Raw genomic sequence first — 15,628 nt, 5'->3', positions numbered from 1 at the left:
GAGGTGGACCATGACCCAGGCTTTACCGCAAGGAAAACTCTACGAGTCCCAGAAACTGGCCCTCTGGTACTTCTGGGTGGCCTTGGCCCTTTTTGGGGCCCAGGTCCTTTTCGGTCTGCTGGCGGCCTGGCAGTACCTGGATCCTAATTTTCTTCACGGCAAGCTTAACTTCATGACCAACCGGATGCTCCATATCAACGCCATGGTGGTATGGCTCCTTCTCGGCTTCATGGGGGGGGTGTACTGGTTCCTGCCCCTGGAGCTCGGGCGGGAGGTGGTGGGCATCCGGCTTGCCCGCTTCGCCTTCTTTACCCTTATCGCCGCGGTGGGAATCGTGGTGTTGGTCTATCTCCTTGTGCAGTACGGGCCGGGCAACGCCTTTACCCTGTGGTTCATCACCGAGGGCCGGGAGTACATAGAAGCCCCCCGCTGGGCGGATATTGGCATCGTGGCGGTGATGGCCATCTTCCTCTACAACGTGGTGGCCACGGCCCTCAAGGCCCAGCGCATCACCGGGGTGGTGGCGGTGTTGATGTTTGACCTGGTGGCCCTGGCCGGGCTCTACACCGCGGGCATGCACTACACCCCCAACATCTCCATGGACCAGTACTTCTGGTGGTGGGTGGTGCACCTCTGGGTGGAGGCCACCTGGGAGGTGTTGGTGGGCTCCATCATGGCCATGGCCTTGATGCACCTTCTGGGAACCCCAAGGCGCATCGTGGAGACCTGGCTTTACCTGGAGGTGGCCTTGGTCTTCGGCACCGGGATTCTGGGCCTTGGGCACCACTACTTCTGGATAGGTACCCCGGAGTACTGGCTGGGCCTGGGAGGGTTCTTTAGCGCCCTCGAGCCCATACCCCTGGTGGCCATGGTGGTTCATGCGGTTTACGACGCGGGGATGCACCGCATGCAGACCGTGAACCAACCAGCCCTCTTTTGGGCCATCGCCCAAGCTTTCGGAAACTTCATCGGCGCTGGGGTCTGGGGGTTCATGCAGACCCTGCCTCAGATCAACCTCTACTCGCACGGTACCCAGCTGGCCCCTGCCCACGGCCACCTGGCCTTCTTTGGAGCCTATGTCACCGCCATTCTCACGGTGATCTACATGGCGCTCCACCAGGTGCGTCGCCCTGAGCTTCCCCGTTTTGACTCTAAGCTCTGGAAATGGGCGTTTGTGCTGATGGTGGTGAGCATCTTCGGCATGTCGGCGGCCATGACCATCGCCGGCTTTACCCAGACCATGGTGGAACGGGCCATCGGGGGCAGCACCTGGCAGGCCTACATAGACGCTCAGCAACACCCCTGGTTCCAAAGCGGCATGGTCTGGCGCTTTGTCTTTGGGGTCTTCTTCCTGATCAGCTACCTGGTTCTCCTCTGGGATGTGGTGACCATCGGCAAGGGCGAGGCCAAGGTGGCCAAGGAGGTGGGGGCCCATGACTAGCGAGGCGGTGCGGGACCTGATGCTCTATGGCATGCTCATGGTTTCCGCCGCAGGGTTCTACGCCATGTTCTACGCCCTGGGGCGGATGCTGGAGAGGCCCTCCGTCGTTACCTTCTCCTACCTCTTCGCCGCCTTGCAGGCCCTGGGGGCTTTGGGCATGATTCTGCCGCCCTACTTGGATCCCTTCTGGAAGTACCTGATCGCTTTTAGCTCCGCGGTCTATCTCTTTATCCCCCAGGGGATGTGGTGGGTGGTGACCACCTTCCACGAAAAAGAGCACGCCCATTAGCCCTTCCTTCCCCCTGCCGGACCCCATACGGGGTCCGGCTTTTTCCAGTTTAGGTGGGGAGATTTGTAGGGACTTTGGCCATAGGACATCTGTACTACTCGGACACTTATATCCTAGTTGATGGAGGTGAAAGCTGTGAAAAGAACGTTAGGTTTATTAGGATCTCTACTGCTGGCCGCTTTGGCCTTGGCCCAGGCTCCTGCTCCCCTAAGCCCGGCGGAGAAGGAGGAAGCAGCCAAAATCTACTTTGACCGCTGCGCTGGGTGCCATGGGGTGTTGCGGAAGGGAGCGACAGGTCCCGCCCTTGACCCCAAGAAGATGGCGGAAAAGGGAGTGGAGTACCTGAAGGCGGTGATCTTCGGCGGCCTTCCTGGGGGCATGCCCGATTGGGGACGGCAGGGGATTCTTAAGGAAAAGGACATCGAGCTCGTTGCCCGCTTCCTTTTGGAGCAGCCCCCAGCGCCTCCAGTTCCCACCTTTGAGGAGATCAAAAAGACCTGGAAGGTGCACGTGCCCCCGGAGAAGCGGCCCACCAAACCCCTCCATAACCGCAACTGGCAGAACTTCTTCGGCCAGGTGCTCCGGGATACGGGCCAGGTGGCCATCATCGACGGGGATAAGAAGGAGTTGGTGACCATCGTGCCCACCGGTTTCGCCACGCATATTCTGCGCTCGTCCGCCACGGGGCGGTACTTCATGGCCATCGGCCGGGACGGGAAGGCGAGCCTGATAGACCTCTGGATGAACCCGCCCCAGGTGGTGGCGGAGTCCAAGCCCTGCCTGGATGCCCGGTCCATAGAGTCCAGCAAGTTCAAGGGCTACGAGGATAAGTATGCGGTGGTGGGGTGCTACTGGCCACCCACCATGGTGGTTCTGGATGGCCTCACCCTCGAGCCCCTCAAGATGGTCTCCACCATCTCCTACGCTAAGGGGGCCGGGGAACTGGTGATGGAAGCCCGGGTGGCCGCCATCGTGGCGAGCCACTTTAACCCCGAGTGGATCGTAAACCTCAAGGAGTCGGGCCAGACCTGGCTGGTGGACTACTCCAATCTGCACAAGAAAGGTCGGCCCCTGCCCATCACCATGATCGACACCGATCTCTTCCTGCACGATGGGGGCTGGGCCCTGAAGCGCTACTTCATCGTGGCGGCCAATGCGTTGAACAAGCTGATCGTAATAGATACCAAGACCCGGGAGTTCGCAGCCGAGGTGGAGGCGGGGGTCAGGCCCCACCCGGGCCGGGGTTCCAACTGGGAGCATCCCACTTACGGGCCGGTTTGGGCCACCGGGAACATCGGTAGCCCCGAGGTGACCGTGGTGGGTGTGGATCCCGAAAAGCATCCCCAGTACGCCTGGAAGGTGGTCAAGCGGATCACCCTCCCCTACGCTGGTACCCTCTTCATCAAGACCCACCCCAATAGCCCCTGGGTCATCGTGGACTTCCCCATGAGCCCGAGTCCCCAGGCGGCTGCCAGCCTCTGCGCCATAGACAAGCGCAAGCTGGAGGTGGCCAAGTGCTGGGAGGTGCCGGGAGCCCAGGAGCTGAAGGCCCGCATGGTGCATCCCGAGTTCAACAAGGGTGGGACCGAGATCTGGGTTTCCGCCTGGGGTTCTAAGGATACCCCTACCTTCATCGTGGTCTACGATGCCCTTACCCTCAAGGAAAAGGCCCGCATCACTGGGGACTGGGTGCGCACCCCTACGGGGAAGTTCAACGTGTACAACACCGCTTACGACATCTACTAGCCTGCTGGGGTGAGGGCGGGGAGTGCTTGGGCGCTCCCCGCTTGGCCTTGATCTCGGTCATGGCCGGCAGGGAGTCTTCCGGTTAACTTGCCCCTATGGAGCGTCCTGAGTTCGCCCAGTACCCGTATCTGGTCGCCTGGGAGGTGACCAACGCCTGCCTCCTTGCCTGCCGCCACTGCCGGGCCTCGGCCATGCCCCACCCCCTGCCTGGGGAGCTTTCCACGGAGGAGGGCTTGGGGCTTATAGTGGAGGTGGCCACCTACCGCCCTAAGCCCCTCCTCCTCCTCACCGGGGGAGACCCCCTTGCCCGCCCTGACCTCCTTTTCCTCATCCAAAGGGCCCGGGAGCTGGGGCTTAAGGTGGGCCTCACCCCGGCGGCCACACCCCTTCTCACCCGGGAAAAGGTGTTCCAGCTCAAGGAGGCAGGGGTAACCCGGCTGGCCCTTTCCTTGGACGGGGCAAGCCCCCAAAGCCACGATGCCTTCCGGGGAGAGGAGGGCACCTTTGCCCGGACCCTGGCGGCCTTGGAATGGGCCAAGGAAGCGGGGCTTCCCACCCAGGTGAACACCACCGTGACCCGGGAAAACTGGCCGGAGATCCAGGCTTTACCCGATCTCCTGGCGGAGAAGGGGGTGGTCCTTTGGAGCCTTTTCTTCCTGGTGCCCGTGGGACGGGGGGCCTTGTTAAGGCAACTCTCCGCTAGGCAGTTTGAGGAAGTGCTCCACTGGCTTTACGAGGTTTCCCTTTCCTACCCCTTCCATGTAAAGACCACCGAAGCCCACCACTTTCGCCGGGTGGTGTTAGAGAGGCGGAGGGAACTGGGTGCGCAGGACCGGGCCCTGGCGGCGGGAGAAAGCCTCCACCGGGAGTACTTCCAAGACGGTATGGAGCACTCCCGGCTTGGGGTTACGGACGGCAACGGCTTTGTCTTCGTGTCCGCCACCGGGGATGTAGCCCCTTCGGGGTTCTTGCCCGTTTACGCCGGCAACATCCGGGAGAAGTCTCTCCTGGAGATTTACCGGTATAGCTCTCTCTTTCAAGAACTCCGCAATAAGGACCTCCTCAAAGGGAAGTGCGGGGTCTGCGAGTACCGCTTTGTGTGCGGGGGAAGCCGGGCTAGGGCCTGGGCGGAAACCGGGGATTACCTCGCCAGCGAGCCCCGGTGCGTCTATGTGCCCCCGGCTTGGTTGGAGAAGGTGGGCAAAGTTTCCAGAGTGGGATGAGGGCTTGGGCGGGGGCGTGGTGCGGGCAGGCAAGGCGGGTGCCAAGGACAAGCTGAAGAGGGAACACAGAAAGCTTGCTTCCCGCTACCAATAGCGGCGGGTAAGGGCAAGACCGGTCTCGGGTACCGTTTCTTGGCGCACCAGCTTTGCCTAAGGGGTCGGGAGGGCTGGGCTCAAGCCTCCTGCTCCAGGATCTCCAGCAGGGCCCTGGCGTTGCTGTAGCGTTCCTCCCTGGCGGCGAAGAGGAGGGTCACGGTCCTCTCCCGGCTTAAGGCTTTTAGGTGCTCCAAGGCGGGGTTGCCCTCCAGCTCCTTGCGGTAGCGCCGGAGGAACTCCGGGTACTTCCCGGGGTCGTGGGCGAAGAAGCGGCGGAGGGCATCGGAGGGGGCGAGCTCTTTGGCCCACCAGTCCACCCGGGCCTTTTCCTTGCTGAGCCCTCGAGGCCAGAGGCGATCCACGAGCACCCGCACCCCGTCCTCCGGGGAAGCCGGCTCGTAAACGCGCTTTACCCTTAAAGCCATTCCGCCTCCGGGAGGACGCACTCCGGGCACTGGGCTCCTGTGAAGCGCACCCAGTCCAGGATTTCCTCCACGCCCTCCACCGGCCCCAGGTGGTAGATCTCCAGGAAGGGGTCGGCCACCAGTATGCCCTTTTCCGGGATGGCGTGGACCAGGTTTCCTTCCCGGTCCAAGAGGAGGGGCAAGGGGCTTTCGTGGGCTTCTTGGGCGAGGAGGAAGGCTTGGGCCTCGAGGGCAGCGAGCTCTTCCTGGCGGAGGGCCAGGGCCTGGGCCATCCCGGGGTTCCGCAGGAAAACCAGGATCTTCCCCTTAAGGTCCGGCAGGTACACCCTTTCTCCGCCCGGAGTGTGGAGGGTATAGGGGGGAAGGAGCTTTCTCAAAGCCACCATGTTCTATTTTTGTCTTTCTCGCTCCCGCACAAGTGTGAGCTGGTTCCTGGGGGATTTGGAAGGCGTGCCCCCAAGATCCCTTGACCCCGGTCATGGACGGGCCGAAAGCCAGGGAGCAGGCTAGGCCTTGGAGGTAGCTATGCCCCACGTGATCTGCGAGCCCTGCATCGGCGTAAAGGACCGGTCCTGCCAGGAGGTCTGCCCCGTGGAGTGCATCTACGATGCCGGGGAGCAGCTTTACATCCACCCCGACGAGTGCATTGACTGCGGGGCCTGCGTGCCCGCCTGCCCGGTGAACGCCATCTTCCCCGAGGAGGATGTTCCCGAGCCGTGGAGGGAGTACATAGAAAAGAATCGGCACTGGGCTAAAACCCTGCCTAACGTGCCCGTGCTGGAGCAAGGGTAGCGGGCTAAGAACTAGGGCGTGGGGCCTGGAGCGAGTTTTCCCGGGATTCGCACCCAGGGGGTTTCGTTGGGCCCGGGGCAGAGGTTGCGGAAGGCGCAGGCCCCGCAGGATGTAGTGCAGGGGAGAGATTGCACATAGCCCCTTCGCTCCAGTTGCTGAAGAAGAAGAAGGGTGGCCTCGAGGCTGAGCCCCAGCGCTCCAGCCAGCTCCCGGGGAGTCTTGGGGGACGTGAGGAGGTTCAGGACCTTGGCCATCATGGCAGTAACTGGCGGGCCAAAAAGGCCAGCATGTAGGCCACGGAAAACTGGTACACCACGGCGGCCAGGGCTACCCTTCCGCCAATCACCTGGCGGAGTGCGGCCAAGGTGGCCACGCAAGGGGTGTAAAGGAGGACGAAGACCAGATAAGCCAAGGCCCCGGAGGGGGAAACCGCTTCTTTAAGGGCCACCTGAAGGGGAGTGGGCTCAGGGGCAAGGTTTAAGGAGAAGGGAAGAAAGAGCGACCCAAGACCCCGAAGGGTACCGGTTAAGGCGGAAAGGAGGCCATCGAGAAGCGCTTTTACCCCTGCGAGGAAGCTCAGCGGATTAAGGCCCTCTGCCCCGAGGAAGCTCACCCCCAGGGTGCCCACCACCACTTCCTTAGCGATAAATCCCGGGATCAAGGCCCCCACCAGTCGCCAATCCTCGAGGCCCAAGGGATGAAAGAGAGGGGTGAGGGCCTGGGCCAAGAAGGCATAGGGGCTTCCTCCCGGGAAGGGGAGGTGAAGCAAACCCCAGACGGTTAAAACCGCTATCAGGATAGGTCCCCCTGCCCCTTGAACGAAGCTCTGGGTCCGGGCCCAAGCCAGGCGCAGGAGAAGCCGCCAGGGGGGGAAGCGGTAGGGGGGAAGCTCCATGGTCCCCTCTCCTCGTTCAGCCCGCAGCACCTTGCCCAGAAGAAGAGCGGTGAGTAGGCCCGTGATCAACCCCAGGAAGTATAGCCCTAAGACCACCAGGGGAGCCTGCCGGGGGAAAAAGACGAAGGCGAAAAGGGTGAAGACGGGAAGCCTGGCTCCACAGGCCATGAAGGGGATGGCCAAAGCGGTTCGGAGGCGGTCCAGGGGATGGGAGAGGGTGCGGGTGGCGTATACGGCGGGCACATTGCAACCGAAACCCAGCACCAGGGGAATGAAGGCCTTGCCCGGAAGCCCTGCCCATTGCATGGCCCGGTCGGCCACAAAGGCCATGCGGGCCAAGAAGCCTGATAGCTCCAGGAAGGCCAGGGCCAGGTAGAGGAGGAAGAGGAGAGGGGTAAAGGCCAGGACCGTGCCCACCCCGGCCACCAACCCTTCCGCCAGGAAGGACCGGGCTAAAGGGGGTATGGGCAGGGCGACGACCCATCCTGCCAGGACCTCTTGGACCCTGCCGATCAGGTCCACCCAGGGGGTGGAAAGAGTGAAGGTGAAGCGGAAGGTAAGGAACAGGGCCAGGAGGAACAAGGGTAGCCCCAGGAGGGGGTGGAGAACCAGGCGGTCCAGCTTCTCGGTAAGGGGGGGCTTGCTTCCTATCCGATGGGCTACCCGGTGGTAAACCTCCTGGGCCGTAGCGTACTGAGCCTCGAGGGCCAGGAGGTAGGGATCCAGGCCGGTTTTCTCCAGGTGTGCTCGTTCTTCCTCGACGGCCTTCAGCGCTTCCTGGGATAGGGGAAGGTTTTCCTCCCCCATGAGGGCCAGAAGGGCCAAGGCCCGGTTGGGAATCCGAGGGGTAAGGCGGTCTATCGCCTTCTCCAGGGCCTCGGGGTATCGCACCTTAGGGCTTGGAACACGGGCCTCCTTAGCTTTGGCCAAGACCTCCGCCACCTGGCCCCGGCTGGCTACGGTGCCGGCCACAGGTAGGCCCATGTCCTCCTCCAGGGCCTCGAGGTTGATCTTCAGGCCCTTAGCCTCTGCTTCGTCTAGGAGGTTAACCACCAGGACCATGGGCAACCCAAGCTCCATGAGCTCCAGGGTGAGGACCAGGCTCCTTTCCAGGTTGCCCGCGTCCAGGACGTTGAGGACCAGGTCTGGGGGGTTCTGCAGGAGCTCGCGGACCACCAGGGCCTCTTCGGGCGAGGTGGCGAGGAGGCTGTAGGTGCCGGGCAGGTCCACCAGCTCCACCTGAGTTTGGTTCAGGTCCACGCGGGCGAAGAGGCGCTCAAGGGTAGTCCCCGCCCAGTTCCCCACGGAAAGCTGGCTTCCTGCCAGGGCGTTGATGAGGGAGGATTTCCCGGTATTAGGTCCACCCACCAGGACCCAGCGTTCCGTGCGGGTGGGCGAGGCCTGCAGGGTGGCACTATCTGGTGGGTGGCACCGGGGGCAGCTCATGGGGATCTGCGGCGATCAGGGCTTCCACCAGGATTCCCCTGGCTTCTGCCCGGCGTAAGAGCAGGTAGGTTTCCCCGGCCCGAACCTCGAGGGGATCTCCCAAAGGAGCCTTGAGGAGGATCTCCACCACGGTCCCAGGTCTTAACCCCAAGGCGAGAAGCCGCTTCTTTTCCGGGGGGACCTGGAGGATGCGGGCCCGGTGACCAGGGGAGAGCTGGGCTAGGGAAAGCATAACCGACCTCCTGGAGCCAGGCTAAACCGGAGCCGGGCTAATGTCAAGTATTCCGCTCGGATTTTGTAAGTTAGAAACGATAACTACTTTCATCTGAGTAAGTCCACCAGGGCCTGTGGGTTGGGGATCTCCACCCGCCTTCCCTTAAGCCGAATGAGGCCCTGGCGGTAGAGCTGGCCCAGGTTGCGGGAAACCGCCTCGGGCACGGTGCCCAAAAGGGCGGCGAGCTCCGGGTTGGTGGGCAGGTGGAAGCCCTGCCCTTCCTGGGAAAGCTTCTCCAGGAGGAACTCGCAGAGCCTCTCCCGCACCTCGTGGAAGACCAGGCGGTCCAGAAGGTGCAGAAGCTGCCCCTGGCGGCGGGCCAGGTACCGGATCAAGGCCCGGGCTAAAGGAGGGCGGGCTTCCACCAGCTGGAAGAAGCGTTCCTTGGGAATGGCCAGGACCTGGCTATCCTCCAGGGCCTCGGCGCTGGCGGGGTAGGTGGGCCGGTCCAGGAAGAGGGCCACCTCGGCCAGGACCCGTCCTGGGCCTTCCAGGTGGAGCACCACCTGCTTGCGCCCCTCGGGATCCAGCTTGTACACCTTGATGAGGCCCCTTTCCACCACGAAGAGGGAGCGCACGGGCTCCCCCTCGAGGAAAAGCACCTCCCCCCGCTTTAGCCGCCTGGCCCTGGCCTCGTGTTCCAAGGCCTTGAGGTCCTCGAGGTTCAGGTCTCGGAAGAGAGGAACCTGCTTAAGATCCATTCCTTACCCCTTCAAGAAGCTCAGGCGCCTTTGTGCCTCCTCCAGGAAGGGCTCCAGCTTTAGGGCCCTGGCGTAGGCTTCCTTGGCCACCTCCAGGTAACCCAGGGCCTCGGCCAGCTCCCCCAGGCGCAGGAGGCCGGCAAGGGCCCGGTCCTGCAGGTAGCTTCTCTCCGCCTCCGCCCACTCCCCATAGGGGTCATCCCCGAAGAGGGGGCCTTTGTAGAGGTCCAGGGCCTGCCTTAGCGTTTTAAAGGCGGAAAGCCCGTCCTCGAGGTCGGCCTTGCGCATGAGTTCCTCAAAGCGTTCAAAGTCCAGGAAACGATCCTCGGGAAGCTTCAAGCGGTAGTATTCCCCCTCCCGCTCCACAATGCCAGGCAGGGTTTTGCGCAGGTAGTAAACCAGGGTGTAAAGCTCCTGTTTGGCCTTTTCAGGCGGCAGGTGAGGGCAGAGGGTTTCGCAAAGGTCTTCCACGTAAAGGGCCCGGTCCTTGTTGGCCAGAAGGTACTTGAAAAGCTGGTACGCTCCAGCCCGCCCGAAGCTTTTGGGGGTGAGCTCTTTCCCCCGGTACCGCAGGCGGAACTGTCCCAGGGCGTAGATCTCCAGCTCCGGTGAGCCAGGTTTCTCCTGCGGGTTCAAGGGTGGAAAGAGGAAAGGAGTGGCCAGACGGGAAAACCAGAGGGTAGGAGCCGCGGGACGGGTGGCGGGCTTGGGGGGGCGGGCGTGGAACAGGGTCACCATGGCCACCACCTCCCCCCGGGCCCAAAGGGGCAGACAGGTCCTGGGGCGTCCATGGGCTTCGGGGCAGGGGGGAAGGCCGTTCTTGTAGCCCACCACTTCCCCTTTCCAGGCGGGGCAGTTTTGCATCTCGCACGGGGGGACCAAACCGGCTTCCCACCTCTCCCCGCTTCTGGCCACCACCCGGACCCCGGTGGCCTGGCTTAGGCGGCGGATCTCCTTGAGGAAGGCCAAACGGGCCTCGGAAACCTCGCCCCGGTAGAGGTGCTGGTGAAGGGCCTGTAGGCCTACCTCCCCTAAGCGGGTGAGGAGGGTGTACAGGGTGCTGGCGAAGAGAGGCCCGATGCGGGAGAGGGTTTCCAAGGGCTCCTGGTGGTCCAGGTCCGGATCCCGGGAGGCCAGGTTCAGGACGCCGATGAGCCCTTGGGGAAGCTCTAGGGGGTAGCAGATGTAGGTCTGGTATCCCAGTTGCTTTACCTTCTGGCGCAGGTACCTGGGGTCCTCCCCCAGGGCGTGGGTGAAGAGGGGTTCTCGCTTCAGGGCCACGATGCCGGGGTACCCCTCGCCCAGCTGGAACCAGGGTCGTTCCAGGAAGGCCTCGCGGTGCAGGCCCTCGTAGGCGGTGAGGATCAGGTGGTGGCCCTCGGGGTCGATCAGGAAGAGCTCGGCGGCCTCCATGCCTAGGGCCAGGCGCAGGGCCTTGAGGAACTCCTCCAGGGCACTGGGGAAGTTCTCCGGGCTTTGCAGGAGGTGCTGGGTGAGGCGGGAGAGCTCCAAGAGGAGGTCAGGGGGTTCGGCCCGCTCGGGATGGAGTTCCACCAGAAAGCCTCCCTCTTCCCGGTAGCCCAGGCACCGGAGGCGCCTGCCCTTGAGGAGAAGGGGCGTGCTGGCCCGGTAGGCTCCCCGCCTAAGCTCCCGTTGCACCGGGCATCGGGGGCAAAGGGGGCGGCCAAAGGGATCCTGCCCCTGGACCAGAAGGGCGCAGGGGAGGCCCCCTCCTTCCAGGCCCAAGGAGGGGTCGGCCTCGAGGACCGTGGCCATCCCCTTGGGGTCTAGCCGTAGCCGGGCCAAGGGCTTCATCGCCTCCCAGGATAGGGGGCTTCTTCTAGGACGAATGTCCCGGGGAAGGGAAGTGGGCGCCAGGCCCCCTCCCCACACTGGAAGCCGGAGGTGAGGATGAAGGGCACGCGGTTCGTTCCCCTAGCCTTGCTCCTGGCTCTTTCCCCAGCGTTTGCCCAGGAGGGGAAGGCCCTTTACGGCCAGTACTGCGCTTCCTGCCATGGCGCAGAGGCACAGGGCATCCCCGGGGCCATCCCGCCCTTGGCGGGGAACCCCAAGGTGCAGGACGAGGCCTATGTGGTGAGGGTGGTGCGGCAAGGGCTTTCTGGCCCCCTGGAGGTGGGTGGGGTGACCTATAGCGGGGTCATGCCCCCCCTCGCCCAGGTTTCTGAGGCCCAAGCCCGGGCCATCGCCCAGTATCTCAAGGGTTTATCGGGTGCCCAGGCCGAGGCCAAAGCGCCGGCTCCCCAGGTGCAAGGGGATTCCGCTTTGGGCCGGGCTCTATACCTAGGGCAAAAGGCCTTGCAAAACGGCGGGGCACCCTGCCAGGCCTGCCACACGGTGGCGGGCGTGGGCTTCCTGGGCGGGGGGTCCATGGGCAAGGACCTCACGGATGCCGCCAAGCGCCTGGGAGGCGAGGCGGGGCTTACCGGTTTGTTACAAAACCCCGCTTTCCCCGTGATGCGGGAAGCCTACAAGGGCAAGCCTTTGACCGAGGTCGAGGCGGCGGCTCTGGCTGCCTTCTTGGTGCAGGCGTCCAAGGAGGTGCCAAGGCCCGCTTCCCTGTATCTGGGCCGGTTCTTGGTGGCGGGATTGGTGCTTTTGGGACTCTTGTTGCTTTACCAGGCCATCCTCTGGCAGCTAAGGCCCAAGAGCCTGGCGGAGCGCATCCAAAGCCAGCTTAGGAGGTAAACATGAAGGATTGGATCAGGGAAATAGAAAGCCCAGCGGAAAGGAAGTGGGAGGAGTTCTACCGCAACCGGTTCCAGCACGACAAGCGGGTGCGCACCACCCACGGGGTGAACTGCACGGGTTCTTGCTCCTGGGAGGTCTTCGTCAAGGACGGCGTGGTTACCTGGGAGCTTCAGGCTACGGATTACCCGAGCCTCGAGGCGGGCCTGCCCCCCTACGAGCCCAGGGGTTGCCAGCGGGGCATCAGCTTCAGCTGGTACCTCTATAGCCCCATCCGGGTGAAGTACCCCTACGCCAAGGGGGCCCTTCTGGACCTCTGGCGGGAGGCCAAAAAGCAGCATCCCGACCCCGTGGCCGCCTGGGAGGCCATCCAGAGCGATCCCCATAAGCGCAAGCGCTACCAGAAGGCCCGCGGAAAGGGAGGCTTCAGGCGGGCGAGCTGGGACGAGGTCCTGGAGCTCATCGCCGCCGCCGTGGTTTCCACGGTGAAGCGCTACGGGCCGGACCGGGTCATCGGCTTTTCCCCCATCCCGGCCATGAGCCAGATCTCCTACGCCGCCGGAAGCCGCTTCCTCTCCCTTTTAGGCGGGGTCCCCTTGAGCTTCTACGACTGGTACTGCGACCTGCCCAACGCCTCCCCCGAGATCTGGGGGGAACAGACCGACGTTCACGAGTCCGCCGACTGGTACAACGCCCGCTTCATCGCGGTGATGGGCTCCAACCTCAACATGACCCGCACCCCGGACACCCATTTCATCTCCGAGGTGCGGCATGCGGGGGCCAAGCTCACCGTCTTCAGCCCCGACTTCTCCCAGGTTTCCAAGTACGCCGACTGGTGGATTCCCATCCATCCCGGCCAGGATGGGGCCTTCTGGATGGCGGTGAACCACGTCCTCCTCAAGGAGTACTACGCCGAGCGGGAGGTGCCCTACTTCCTGGACTACCTGAAGCGGTACACCGACGCCCCCTTCCTGATCGAGATCCGGGATGGCCGCCCCGGGCGCTACCTCAGGGCTAACCGCCTCTCGGAGTACGCCGAGGAGGAGAACGGGGACTTCAAGCTCCTCCTCTGGGATGAGGAGAAAGGCCCCAGGATGCCCGGAGGGACCATCGGCTTCCGCTGGCAGAAGGAGAAGGGCAAGTGGAACCTGAAGCTGGAAGACCCGAGAACCGGCGAGCCCTTAAACCCCCGGCTGAGCCTCCTGGGGGTGGAGGACGAGGTCCTTCTTGTAGAGTTTGACGACTTCGCCTCCGACCAAAAGCTCAAGCGGGGCGTTCCCGTCAAGTACGTGGTGACCAAGGAGGGGGAAAAGGTGGCGGTGGCCACGGTCTTTGACCTCCTCATGGCCCAGTTCGGGGTGGGGCGGGGTCTTCCGGGGGATTACCCCAGGGATTACGGGGATGAACTGCCCTACACCCCTGCCTGGCAGGAGAAGTGGACCGGGATCCACCGGGATACCCTCCTTAAGTACGCCCGCTCCTGGGCGGAAAACGGCCTCAAGACCAAGGGGAAAAACCTCATCATCATAGGGGCGGGCATCAACCACTGGTACCACAACAACCTCATGTACCGGGCGGGGATCGTGGCTTTGATGCTCACGGGGAGCGTGGGGGTGAACGGCGGGGGCCTGGCCCACTACGTGGGCCAGGAGAAGCTGGCCAACCAGGCCTCCTGGGGTCCCATTGCCTTCGCCACCGACTGGGGCTACCCTCCCAGACAGCAGAACACCCCGAGCTTCCACTACGTCCACTCCGACCAGTGGCGCTACGAGCGGGGCTTTTCCGCCTACGACAAGACGGCGGCCGGCCTAACGGACCACACCATAGACCACCAGGTGCGGGCGGTGCGCAAGGGGTGGCTTCCCTTCTTCCCCCAATTCAACAAGAGTCCTTTGGAGGTGGTCAAGGAGGCGGAGGCCAGGGGAGCCAAGACCGAGGCGGAGATCGTCCAGTACGTGGTGGAAGCCCTTAAGCGGGGGGAGCTGAGGTTCGCGGTGGAGGACCCCGACGCTCCTGAGAACTGGCCCAGGGTCTGGTTCATCTGGCGGGGGAACGCCATCGGTACCAGCGCCAAGGGGCACGAGTACTTCCTGAAGCACTACCTGGGCACCCACACCAACACCGTGGCCGAGGAAAAGGCCGAGGGCCAGGTACGGGAGGTGGTCTATCGCAAGCCGGCCCCTGAGGGGAAGCTGGATTTGGTGGTGGATCTCAACTTCCGCATGGATACCAGCGCCCTCTACTCCGACATCGTCCTTCCCACCGCCACCTGGTACGAGAAGGACGACATCAACACCACGGACATGCACACCTTCATCAACCCCCTGCAGGCGGCCGTGCCCCCCGCTTGGGAGTCCAAGCCCGACTGGGATATCTTCAAGGCCATTGCCAAGAAGGTCTCGGAACTGGCACGGGTGCACCTGCCCACCCCGGTGAAGGACCTGGTCATGATCCCCTTGCAGCACGACACCCCGGACGAGCTGGCCCAGGCTGAGGACCGGGACTGGAAGAAAGGGGAAGTAGAGCCCATCCCCGGCAAGACCATGCCCAAGTTCCGGGTGGTGGAGCGGGACTACACCAAGCTTTACGAGAAGATGGTCACCCTGGGGCCGGGGGTGGAGAAGGTGGGGGTGGGGATGCACGGCCTTACCATCCCCGTGGAGGACTTCTACAAGGAGCTGGCCGAGCGCCAGCCCCGGCTCTTCCAGGGGGAGAAGCGGCCGAGCCTCGAGGAGGCCCGCCAGGTGGCCGAGGCCATCCTTTTCCTGGACCCGGTTTCCAACGGGGAACTGGCCTATCGGGCCTTCCTGGACGAGGAGAAGAAGACCGGGGTCAGGCTCACCGACCTGGCCGAGGGCAACCGCCACGTGCGCATCTCCTTCAAGGACCTGGTGGCCCAGCCCCGCCGCCAGCTCACCACCCCCACCTGGAGCGCCATCATCAATCAAGGCCGGGCCTACAGCCCCTACACCTTAAACGTGGAGCGCCTTATTCCCTGGCGCACCCTTACGGGCAGGCAGCACTTCTACCTGGACCACCCCAACTACCTGGCCTGGGGTGAGCACCTGCCCACCTACAAGCCGCGGCCGGACGTCCTCATGCTCCAGGAAACGGAAAAAAGCGCCCTCGAGGCCCAGGGCAAGCTCCTCAACTACATCACCCCCCACGGGAAGTGGTCCATCCACTCCACCTACTCGGAGAACCACCGCATGATGACCCTTTCCCGGGGAGGCTACCCGGTCTGGCTCAACGACAAGGATGCGGCGGAGCTGGGCATCAAGGACAACGACTGGGTAGAGCTTTTCAACGACAACGGCGTCTTCGTGCAGAGGGCCATCGTCTCCGCCCGCATCCCCAGGGGAACCGTCTTCGTGTACCACGCCACCGAGCGCACGGTGGGCATTCCCAAGAGCCCCCTAAGGGGCAAGCGGGCGGGCATGAACAACTCCATCACCCGCGCCCGCCTCAAGCCCGTTTTGATGTCCGGGGGCTATGGCCAGTTCACCTACGCCTTCAACTACTGGGGGCCGGTGGGGGTGAACCGGGACACCTGGGTCTTCGTGCGCAAGCTGGAAAGGCCCCCGGAGTGGTGAG

The 15,628-nt window shown here is 63.6% G+C and carries 14 protein-coding genes; 7 read left to right on the top strand and 7 right to left on the bottom strand.

The window, feature by feature from the left end; genetic code table 11:
* Window positions 1-10 precede the first annotated feature (10 nt).
* The 4 genes from KQ693_RS11395 (at window position 11) to KQ693_RS11380 (ending at window position 4,699) form a co-directional block, all read left to right on the top strand.
* Window positions 11-1,441, top strand: coding sequence for a cbb3-type cytochrome c oxidase subunit I (locus tag KQ693_RS11395; protein ID WP_267261353.1), 1,431 nt, complete (start codon window positions 11-13; stop codon window positions 1,439-1,441).
* Window positions 1,434-1,730 (top strand): hypothetical protein, encoded by a 297-nt coding sequence (locus tag KQ693_RS11390; RefSeq protein WP_267261352.1) that lies wholly within the window; start codon window positions 1,434-1,436, stop codon window positions 1,728-1,730. The genes KQ693_RS11395 and KQ693_RS11390 overlap by 8 nt, the downstream gene beginning before the upstream one ends.
* 135 nt (window positions 1,731-1,865) lie before the next feature.
* A complete protein-coding gene (locus KQ693_RS11385) occupies window positions 1,866-3,476 on the top strand; it encodes a nitrite reductase (protein WP_267261351.1) in 1,611 nt (536 codons plus the stop codon).
* A 95-nt stretch (window positions 3,477-3,571) separates the two neighbouring features.
* Window positions 3,572-4,699, top strand: coding sequence for a TIGR04053 family radical SAM/SPASM domain-containing protein (locus KQ693_RS11380; protein WP_267261350.1), 1,128 nt, complete (start codon window positions 3,572-3,574; stop codon window positions 4,697-4,699).
* 173 nt (window positions 4,700-4,872) lie between these two features.
* Here the strand turns inward: KQ693_RS11380 and KQ693_RS11375 are convergent, their stop codons facing one another.
* On the bottom strand, window positions 4,873-5,220 hold the full coding sequence (locus KQ693_RS11375) for a DUF488 domain-containing protein (protein WP_267261349.1): 348 nt from the start codon (window positions 5,218-5,220) through the stop codon (window positions 4,873-4,875).
* Complete coding sequence (locus tag KQ693_RS11370) at window positions 5,211-5,606, bottom strand: hypothetical protein (protein WP_267261348.1); 396 nt, start codon at window positions 5,604-5,606, stop codon at window positions 5,211-5,213. Before KQ693_RS11370 ends, KQ693_RS11375 begins: the two co-directional genes overlap by 10 nt.
* 139 nt (window positions 5,607-5,745) lie before the next feature.
* On the opposite strand from KQ693_RS11370, the gene KQ693_RS11365 reads away from it, so the two are divergent.
* Window positions 5,746-6,012, top strand: a complete 267-nt coding sequence (locus tag KQ693_RS11365) for an indolepyruvate ferredoxin oxidoreductase subunit alpha (RefSeq protein WP_105318230.1) — start codon at window positions 5,746-5,748, stop codon at window positions 6,010-6,012.
* Window positions 6,013-6,023: 11 nt separating this feature from the next.
* On the opposite strand, the gene KQ693_RS11360 is transcribed toward KQ693_RS11365, so the two are convergent.
* The 5 genes from KQ693_RS11360 to KQ693_RS11340 form a co-directional block, all read right to left on the bottom strand.
* Window positions 6,024-6,266 carry a hypothetical protein gene (locus KQ693_RS11360; RefSeq protein WP_267261347.1) on the bottom strand — a complete coding sequence of 81 codons (243 nt, stop codon included), beginning with the start codon at window positions 6,264-6,266 and terminating at the stop codon, window positions 6,024-6,026.
* Window positions 6,266-8,275, bottom strand: a complete 2,010-nt coding sequence (feoB, locus tag KQ693_RS11355; protein WP_267261346.1) for a ferrous iron transport protein B — start codon at window positions 8,273-8,275, stop codon at window positions 6,266-6,268. Before feoB ends, KQ693_RS11360 begins: the two co-directional genes overlap by 1 nt.
* A 46-nt stretch (window positions 8,276-8,321) precedes the next feature.
* Window positions 8,322-8,585 (bottom strand): FeoA family protein, encoded by a 264-nt coding sequence (locus KQ693_RS11350; protein ID WP_267261345.1) that lies wholly within the window; start codon window positions 8,583-8,585, stop codon window positions 8,322-8,324.
* Window positions 8,586-8,674: 89 nt separating this feature from the next.
* Window positions 8,675-9,328: a Crp/Fnr family transcriptional regulator gene (locus tag KQ693_RS11345; protein ID WP_267261344.1), complete on the bottom strand. Its 654-nt coding sequence runs from the start codon at window positions 9,326-9,328 to the stop codon at window positions 8,675-8,677.
* 3 nt (window positions 9,329-9,331) lie between these two features.
* A complete protein-coding gene (locus KQ693_RS11340; protein ID WP_267261343.1) occupies window positions 9,332-11,143 on the bottom strand; it encodes an AfsR/SARP family transcriptional regulator in 1,812 nt (603 codons plus the stop codon).
* A gap of 96 nt (window positions 11,144-11,239) precedes the next feature.
* Here KQ693_RS11340 and KQ693_RS11335 point away from each other — a divergent pair, with 96 nt between their 5' ends.
* Both KQ693_RS11335 and KQ693_RS11330 read left to right on the top strand, forming a co-directional pair.
* On the top strand, window positions 11,240-12,034 hold the full coding sequence (locus KQ693_RS11335; RefSeq protein ID WP_267261342.1) for a c-type cytochrome: 795 nt from the start codon (window positions 11,240-11,242) through the stop codon (window positions 12,032-12,034).
* Window positions 12,035-12,036: 2 nt separating this feature from the next.
* Window positions 12,037-15,627, top strand: a complete 3,591-nt coding sequence (locus tag KQ693_RS11330) for a nitrate reductase subunit alpha (protein ID WP_267261341.1) — start codon at window positions 12,037-12,039, stop codon at window positions 15,625-15,627.
* The last annotated feature ends 1 nt before the right edge of the window (window position 15,628 follow it).

The organism is Thermus brevis (assembly GCF_026427635.1).
Classification (GTDB): domain Bacteria; phylum Deinococcota; class Deinococci; order Deinococcales; family Thermaceae; genus Thermus; species Thermus antranikianii.
The sequence above is the reverse complement of the archived record's forward strand: the minus strand, read 5'-3'. Positions and strand labels throughout refer to the sequence as shown.

What these genes read in the sequence shown, in the direction of transcription:
- KQ693_RS11395 (WP_267261353.1), top strand. Translation starts at nt 11, where the DNA reads ATGACCCAGGCTTTACCGCAAGGAAAACTCTACGAGTCCCAGAAACTG.
- KQ693_RS11390 (WP_267261352.1), top strand. Translation starts at nt 1,434, where the DNA reads ATGACTAGCGAGGCGGTGCGGGACCTGATGCTCTATGGCATGCTCATG.
- KQ693_RS11380 (WP_267261350.1), top strand. Translation starts at nt 3,572, where the DNA reads ATGGAGCGTCCTGAGTTCGCCCAGTACCCGTATCTGGTCGCCTGGGAG.
- KQ693_RS11375 (WP_267261349.1), bottom strand. Translation starts at nt 5,220, where the DNA reads ATGGCTTTAAGGGTAAAGCGCGTTTACGAGCCGGCTTCCCCGGAGGAC.
- KQ693_RS11370 (WP_267261348.1), bottom strand. Translation starts at nt 5,606, where the DNA reads ATGGTGGCTTTGAGAAAGCTCCTTCCCCCCTATACCCTCCACACTCCG.
- KQ693_RS11365 (WP_105318230.1), top strand. Translation starts at nt 5,746, where the DNA reads ATGCCCCACGTGATCTGCGAGCCCTGCATCGGCGTAAAGGACCGGTCC.
- KQ693_RS11360 (WP_267261347.1), bottom strand. Translation starts at nt 6,266, where the DNA reads ATGGCCAAGGTCCTGAACCTCCTCACGTCCCCCAAGACTCCCCGGGAG.
- KQ693_RS11350 (WP_267261345.1), bottom strand. Translation starts at nt 8,585, where the DNA reads ATGCTTTCCCTAGCCCAGCTCTCCCCTGGTCACCGGGCCCGCATCCTC.
- KQ693_RS11345 (WP_267261344.1), bottom strand. Translation starts at nt 9,328, where the DNA reads ATGGATCTTAAGCAGGTTCCTCTCTTCCGAGACCTGAACCTCGAGGAC.
- KQ693_RS11340 (WP_267261343.1), bottom strand. Translation starts at nt 11,143, where the DNA reads ATGAAGCCCTTGGCCCGGCTACGGCTAGACCCCAAGGGGATGGCCACG.
- KQ693_RS11335 (WP_267261342.1), top strand. Translation starts at nt 11,240, where the DNA reads ATGAAGGGCACGCGGTTCGTTCCCCTAGCCTTGCTCCTGGCTCTTTCC.
- KQ693_RS11330 (WP_267261341.1), top strand. Translation starts at nt 12,037, where the DNA reads ATGAAGGATTGGATCAGGGAAATAGAAAGCCCAGCGGAAAGGAAGTGG.